Consider the following 6,784-nt stretch of genomic DNA (forward strand, 5'->3'; position numbering starts at 1 on the left):
GCGGGCGAAGGCCTGCAGCCCGGTAGACGGTGGCTGCCATCGCGGCGCCGATCGTGCCGCACCAAGCGAGCGTAAAATCCGCCAGGCGGTTCTGCAATGGCAATTTGCCGCCGCCGCGGCCGGCGGGGCCTCGGGCGGAACCGAGGAATTCATTTACCACGTCGCAATCCGTCGGCACTTAAGCCTCATTTAACTAAAATTCGCCCTAATAACGCTCCGCACCTTTGCGACATGCTCCCGGCCCTGACGCCGCCGAGCATGGGCAAGTCCGTCTTGGTCCGCGCCGGTCGCGCGGCGCTGCAAGCGGGCGGAGGTGCAACGTAATTGGGTCGGGCGTAAGCGTATGCGTAACAGTGCAGGTGCGTTGAAGGGGGCGGCGCGTGGCCGTGCTCCGCGGAGAGCCGGGCCGCTCAATGTCGCGGGCGGCGTGGCGGTGGCTTTCGTCGTGGCCGCCTGCGGCTGGACCCTGCATGCCAACGTGTTCGGCGCCAGCATCTATCCCAGCGTCGCCGCCATCGACGAACCGATCATCGTGGCGCCGCGGCTGGCTCTCGCCAAGCCGGCGGCGCCGGTGACGGCCGCCGTCACCACGCCGGTTGAGCCCGACGTCACCGTGGCGATGCTGACCTCGGCGCCGGGGCTGTCGGCGGAACAATTCGCCGAACGCTTTGCGCCACCGCTCGATGCGGTGGCGCCGGCGCCGCTGCCGCCGGAAGTGCCGGCCAAACCCCAGATCGCTATGGCGCAGCCCGCGCCGGTTCCGGTTCCGTCGGTGCGCCAAGCGGCGTTGCCGCCGGCGCCGAAAGCAGCAGCAGCACAAGCCGCGCAGCAACCCGCCGCTCAAGTCGCCGACGCTGCGCCGGCGCCCCGCGCGGCCGAGCCGAAAGCGCAGCCGGCCAAGGGGCCGTCGCTGCGCGAGGTGGCGCAGGCTTCCAAGGCCGCCTCGATGGTCGCCGCGGCCCAGGCGAAGCCCGCCAGCATTTTCGAGAAGCTGTTCGGCAAATCGGAACCGACCGGCTCGGTGCTGGCCTTCGCCGGTTCCGACGGCGGCGTCGGCAGCGATGGCCGCGACACCGCGAGCAGCGCGCGCTACGACCGCTCCACCGCCGTCTATGATATCTCCGCGCGGATGGTCTACATGCCCGATGGCACCAAGCTTGAGGCGCATTCCGGGCTGGGCTCGCGGCTCGACGATCCGCGCTACGTGCACGAGCGGATGCGCGGCGCCACCCCGCCGCATCTCTATGACCTGACGATGCGGGAATCCCTGTTCCATGGCGTCGCGGCGCTGCGGCTCAATCCGGTCGGCGGCGAGGGCGCGATCCACGGCCGCTCCGGGCTGTTGGCGCACACCTACATGCTCGGCCCCAATGGCGACAGCAATGGCTGCGTCTCGTTCCGCAACTACGACGCCTTCCTGCGCGCGTTCCGCAACGGCCAGGTCAAGCGCCTCGCCGTGGTGGCGAGCCTGGAGGGCTGAGGTCGACGGGTCTGCAGCCATCCTTCGAGATACCCGGCTTCGCCCTTCGGGCCACGCCGGGTTGCTCAGGATGACGATAACCGTGTGGTGACTGCTTAGCTTTATCGGGCGCAACGCTCAGCGCCGTCATCCCCTGTCTCCGATCACAATCCCCTCTCAAGATACCGCCATGCGGGAACGAGTGCGGCGGCTCGCGGTTGGTCGATGAATCGGAGGATTCATCATGGCTGCAACGAGGATGATTTTGGTCGCCGCGTCGCTGAGCTTGGCTGCGCCGGCGTTTGCTCAGGAGGGCACCGAGGCGCAACGCGACGTCTGCATGCCGGATGCCTTCCGGCTGTGCAGCAGCGCGATTCCCGACGCCGCACGGGTCGAGAGCTGCCTGCGCAACGCCGGCTCGCGGTTGAGTTCGGCGTGCTACGCGGTGTTCAACCCGCAGGGGGCGAACAATACGCCGGTGCGCACCGCGCGGCGCCAGGTCGCGCGACCATCCGACATGGTGCGCCCGGTCACCGACGAGGAATGAGCATCGCCGCGATGCGACAAGCCCCGGCAGTGCTGCCGGGGCTTCCGCGCGCTTAGCGCAGCCCGCCGGTGACGTGCAGCGTCTCGCCGGTGACGTAGGATGCGCCGTCCGAGGCCAGGAAGCTGACCACCGAGGCGATCTCCTCGGCCTTGCCGACGCGGCCGAGCGGCGTGATCGATTCGATGAATTTGCGCATGTCGCCCTGGTCAAAGCCCGCCTTGATCACGCCCTCCGTCACCACCATGCCCGGGTTGACGGCGTTGACGCGGATCTTGCGCGGCGCCAGTTCCTTGGCCAACACCGAGGTGATCGCATCGACCGCGGCCTTGGTGCCGGTGTAGACGGCGGAGTTCGCCGGCGCGAAGGTCGAGACGCCCGAGGAGATGTTGATGATGCTGCCGCCGCCGGCGCTAAAATGCCGCGCCGCTTCCTGCGAGACCAACAGCAGCCCCAGCACGTTGACGTTGAACTGGTTGTGGAAATGCTGCGGCGTGATGGCCTCGAGCGGCAGCATTTCATAGACGCCGGCATTGTTGACCAGCACGTCGATCGGCCCGAGCGTCTTGACGGTTTCGGCGACGAGCGACGTCACAGCCTTCGGATCGGCGAGATCGCCATGCACCGCGACCGCCTTGCCGCCCTTGGCAACGATCTTGGCGACGACGGCGTCGGCGCCTTGCTTGCTGGAGGCGTAATTGACGGCGACCGCCGCACCCTCCGCGGCCAGCTGCAGCGCGATCGCCGCGCCAATGCCCTTCGATGCGCCGGTCACCAGCGCCACCTTGCCTTGCAGCGTGGCGTTGCCTTGCAGTGTCTTGGTCATGATCGTCGTCCTGTGATTATTTCAATAGTTCGGAAGTATGGGACTATTGAACGATGTCAAGGCGCGGCCTATATGTTTTTCATGGTTCAACTGGTTCATCCCGCACGTGAGGACATCGCGCTGGCGGGCGTGCTCGACGCCTTGGCCGACCCGATGCGGCTGCGCATCGTCAAGGCGCTGCTGGGGCAGGCGGATTGCATGAGCATGTCGTGCACCGCGGCGGCGCCGTGCCCGAAGATGGCGAAGTCGACGCTGTCGAACCATTTCCGCGTGCTGCGCGAGGCAGGCTTAATCCGCACCACCAAGAAGGGCGTCGAGCACCACAACGTGGTGCGCGAGGCCGACCTCAACGCGCGGTTTCCCGGATTGCTGAAGGCGATCTTGAAGCACGCGGAGTGAGTGGGGGGAGTGATCGCGTCCGTTCACGCCTTCGCGCGGCGTAGCGGTCGGAGTATCGGGTGTCGGAAGCGCGCCCGGCCGGCGCCACAGCTACGGCGCGGGGCACAACAACTTTCGCGGCACAGTAAGCTGATACTACCTTGGTCGATGCCGCGACGTCTATGCTGCCTTTGGTTGTGAACGCGCGGGAGGGGTCATGAAGGGATTTGTGCTGGTCTGCGCGGCGCTCGCAGCCGCCGTGCTTGGTATGTCAGCGTCGGCTCCGGCTTTCGCCGCCAAACGCGGCTACGTCGAATGCGGACAGGTCGCGTTTCAACTTGGCTTCCGGACCGGCAACGGCAACGAGAACCGCGCCAGGAGACGATTCATCCGATCCTGCCAGCACGGCCAAGTGTGATCGTGAGTGATGGCTCGGGGGGCGCGAGCAGCGGTAGGCGCGAGCGAGCCCGGAATCCATGACCCCGGCAGGGAGTACAGCGCGTAGGGCGCAATAGCGAAGCGTATTGCGCCGACTTGGCGCGAGAGGCCGATTACGCTTCGCTCATTCGTCTTACGGGTTGTCCGTATTTTTGCGACGTCGTTGCGTCTCGGCGGCCGGCTAGAGCTGTTCCGGTTCTGATAGAATCAGAACCGGAACTCTAGATTCTTATTTTGACGCGTTTTCTTCACGCGAACCGGGAGCCACTTCGCTAGAAAACGCTATGATGCGGCGTTCTTACTTCAGCATCGCATCGTAATCAGCATGCGAACCGATCCAGAACCACAGCAAGCCATCCTCGACGTCCACGGCCAACGCACGATAGCGTAGGCCGATGCGGACGCTGTGAGTGCGGCCGATCTGTTTGAAGTGCAGCGAGGGATGGCGCGGGTCGGCCTTGAGCAGGGCGAAATTCTTGTCGGCGAGGCGCGGATCGGCACCGGGAGACGGCGATAGGCCGACCAGAACTCGGGGCTGGCGAAATGCTTCACAGCTCGCAGGTGTGGCCGCTGCGGTGGCCGGCCAGCGCTTGATCCGCCAGCGCGTCGAGCTTGCCGGAGGCGGCGTCGCGTTCGATCCGGGCGTCGAAATGGGCGGCGTCGAAGGCGTCGAACCAGGCGCGAAACCGCGCGAGATCGCCTGGGGCGAGCTCTGCGATGGCTTTTTCGATGTCTTCGACGCTGCTCATCGACGCAGATTAGCAGTTTTGGGGTCGATCGAAAAGCGGTGCGGGATGTCGCTGGGTCCGGCAGGGACCACAATGTTTGCCCACCGCGTTGTTGGGCATTGCGTTGCCGCGCCGCCTGTCGCGATCCCGGGTCTGCGAAGCAGCACTGCGTGCTGCATCGCGCCCGGGATGACGAAGTAAGTGCCCCAAAACATAACGCCCGGAATTGCTCCCAAGCTTCGTTGATAGTGAGGCGGTTCCTGTCTGCGAAGCGGCACTTCGTACCGCAACGTGCCCGGGACGAAGAAGGAAGCCCCCAAACAAAAAACCCCGGCGTTTCCGCCGGGGTTTTGCATTTGATACTTCGCTTGAGCGAATGAGAGGCTTGGATCAGAAATCCATGCCGCCCATGCCGCCGCCCGGAGGCATCGCGGGGCCGCCGGCGTTCTTCTTCGGCAGCTCGGCGATCATCGCTTCAGTGGTGATCAGGAGTGCCGCGACCGAGGCCGCGTTCTGGATCGCCGCCCGCACCACCTTGGTGGGGTCGATGATGCCCTTCTTGACCATGTCGCCGTATTCGCCGGACTGCGAGTCGAAGCCGTAGGAATACTGATCCTTCTCGAGGATCTTGCCGACGATCACCGAGCCGTCTTCGCCGGCGTTGATGGCGATCTGGCGGGCCGGCCAGGACAAAGCCTTGCGGACGATTTCGACGCCGGTCTTCTGGTCGTCGTTCGCGGTCTTGATGCGCTTCAGCTGCTCGGAGGCGCGCAGCAGAGCGACGCCGCCGCCCGGCAGAATGCCTTCCTCGACCGCGGCGCGGGTCGCATGCATCGCGTCGTCGACGCGGTCCTTGCGCTCCTTGACTTCGATCTCGGTCGCGCCGCCGACGCGGATCACCGCGACGCCGCCGGCGAGCTTGGCGAGACGCTCCTGCAGCTTCTCACGGTCGTAGTCCGAGGTGGTTTCCTCGATCTGCGCCTTGATCTGGGCGACGCGGGCTTCGATGTCGGCCTTCTTGCCGGCGCCGTTGACGATGGTGGTGTTTTCCTTGTCGATCATCACCTTCTTGGCGCGGCCGAGCATCGCCAGGGTGACGTTCTCCAGCTTGATGCCGAGGTCTTCCGAGATCGCCTGGCCGCCGGTCAGGATCGCAATGTCCTGCAGCATGGCCTTGCGGCGATCGCCGAAGCCCGGCGCCTTGACGGCGGCAACCTTGAGGCCGCCACGCAGCCGGTTGACGACCAGGGTGGCCAGCGCTTCGCCTTCGACGTCCTCGGCGACGATCACCAGCGGCTTGCCGGTCTGCACCACGGCCTCGAGCAGCGGCAAGAGCTCGTTGAGGCTGGAGAGCTTCTTCTCGTTGATCAGGATGTAGGCGTCGTCCATTTCAACGCGCATCTTGTCGGCGTTGGTGACGAAGTAGGGCGAGATGTAGCCGCGGTCGAACTGCATGCCCTCGACGACGTCGAGTTCGGTCTCGAGCGACTTGGCTTCCTCGACCGTGATGACGCCCTCGTTGCCGACCTTCTTCATGGCGTCGGAGAGGAACTTGCCGATTTCGGCATCGCCATTGGCCGAGATGGTGCCGACCTGGGCGATTTCCTCGTTGGAGGTGACCTTCTTGGAGTTCTTCTGCAGGTCGGCGACGACGGCTTCCACCGCCATGTCGATGCCGCGCTTCAGGTCCATCGGGTTCATGCCGGCGGCAACCGACTTGGCGCCTTCGCGGACGATCGCCTGCGCCAGCACGGTAGCGGTGGTGGTGCCGTCGCCGGCCGCGTCAGCGGACTTGGAGGCGACTTCGCGCACCATCTGCGCGCCCATGTTCTCGAACTTGTCGTCGAGCTCGATCTCCTTGGCGACGGTGACGCCGTCCTTGGTGATGCGGGGAGCGCCGAACGACTTGTCGAGCACGACGTTGCGGCCCTTGGGGCCGAGCGTCACCTTGACCGCGTTGGCCAGAATATCGACGCCGCGCAGCATGCGGTCGCGGGCGTCGACGCCGAATTTCACTTCTTTAGCTGACATATTTTGCTTCCTTGCAAGGGGGGAGGGAAAAGGCGCTTAAGCAGCCTTCTTCTTGGTGGCGGGCTCGTCGAGCACGCCCATGATGTCGCTTTCCTTCATGATCAACAGCTCCTGGCCGTCGATCTTGACTTCGGTGCCCGACCATTTGCCGAACAGCACGCGGTCGCCCGGCTTCAGGTCGAGTGGCTGCAGGTGACCGCTTTCGTCCCGAGCGCCGGGACCGACCGCGATGACTTCGCCTTCCTGCGGCTTCTCCTTGGCGTTGTCCGGGATGATGATCCCGCCCTTGGTCTTCTCTTCCGCATCGATGCGGCGGAGGACGACACGATCGTGGAGAGGCCGGAACTTCATGCAGAGACTCCTTCGTCCGGCGTAGTGCC

At 65.3% G+C, this 6,784-nt stretch carries 8 protein-coding genes and 1 pseudogene; 4 read left to right on the forward strand and 5 right to left on the reverse strand.

Annotation, left to right across the window (positions count from 1 at the left end; all coding sequences use genetic code 11):
• Nucleotides 1–433 precede the first annotated feature (433 nt).
• Nucleotides 434–1,480 carry a DUF2778 domain-containing protein gene (locus VGC77_RS16875; protein WP_331172722.1) on the forward strand — a complete coding sequence of 349 codons (1,047 nt, stop codon included), beginning with the start codon at nt 434–436 and terminating at the stop codon, nt 1,478–1,480.
• Nucleotides 1,481–1,703: 223 nt separating this feature from the next.
• Complete coding sequence (locus VGC77_RS16880) at nt 1,704–2,006, forward strand: hypothetical protein (protein ID WP_331172723.1); 303 nt, start codon at nt 1,704–1,706, stop codon at nt 2,004–2,006.
• Between the two features lie 52 nt (nt 2,007–2,058).
• On the opposite strand, the gene VGC77_RS16885 is transcribed toward VGC77_RS16880, so the two are convergent.
• Nucleotides 2,059–2,829, reverse strand: coding sequence for a glucose 1-dehydrogenase (locus VGC77_RS16885; RefSeq protein ID WP_331172724.1), 771 nt, complete (start codon nt 2,827–2,829; stop codon nt 2,059–2,061).
• An 81-nt stretch (nt 2,830–2,910) separates the two neighbouring features.
• On the opposite strand from VGC77_RS16885, the gene VGC77_RS16890 reads away from it, so the two are divergent.
• Nucleotides 2,911–3,228 carry an ArsR/SmtB family transcription factor gene (locus VGC77_RS16890; protein WP_331172728.1) on the forward strand — a complete coding sequence of 106 codons (318 nt, stop codon included), beginning with the start codon at nt 2,911–2,913 and terminating at the stop codon, nt 3,226–3,228.
• 196 nt (nt 3,229–3,424) lie between these two features.
• Entirely contained in the window at nt 3,425–3,625 is a 201-nt protein-coding gene (locus VGC77_RS16895) for a hypothetical protein (protein WP_331172725.1), read from the forward strand.
• Nucleotides 3,626–3,943: 318 nt separating this feature from the next.
• Here VGC77_RS16895 and VGC77_RS16900 read toward each other — a convergent pair.
• The 4 genes and pseudogenes from VGC77_RS16900 to groES form a co-directional block, all read right to left on the reverse strand.
• Nucleotides 3,944–4,197: pseudogene (locus VGC77_RS16900) on the reverse strand (hypothetical protein).
• Entirely contained in the window at nt 4,194–4,394 is a 201-nt protein-coding gene (locus VGC77_RS16905; RefSeq protein ID WP_331172726.1) for a hypothetical protein, read from the reverse strand. The pseudogene VGC77_RS16900 and the gene VGC77_RS16905 overlap by 4 nt, the downstream one beginning before the upstream one ends.
• A gap of 369 nt (nt 4,395–4,763) precedes the next feature.
• Nucleotides 4,764–6,404, reverse strand: a complete 1,641-nt coding sequence (gene groL, locus VGC77_RS16910) for a chaperonin GroEL (protein WP_331172727.1) — start codon at nt 6,402–6,404, stop codon at nt 4,764–4,766.
• Between the two features lie 36 nt (nt 6,405–6,440).
• Nucleotides 6,441–6,755, reverse strand: a complete 315-nt coding sequence (gene groES, locus VGC77_RS16915; RefSeq protein ID WP_331172729.1) for a co-chaperone GroES — start codon at nt 6,753–6,755, stop codon at nt 6,441–6,443.
• Between the last annotated feature and the right edge of the window lie 29 nt (nt 6,756–6,784).

The organism is Rhodopseudomonas sp. (genome assembly GCF_036404135.1).
Classification (GTDB): Bacteria; Pseudomonadota; Alphaproteobacteria; order Rhizobiales; family Xanthobacteraceae; genus Rhodopseudomonas_A.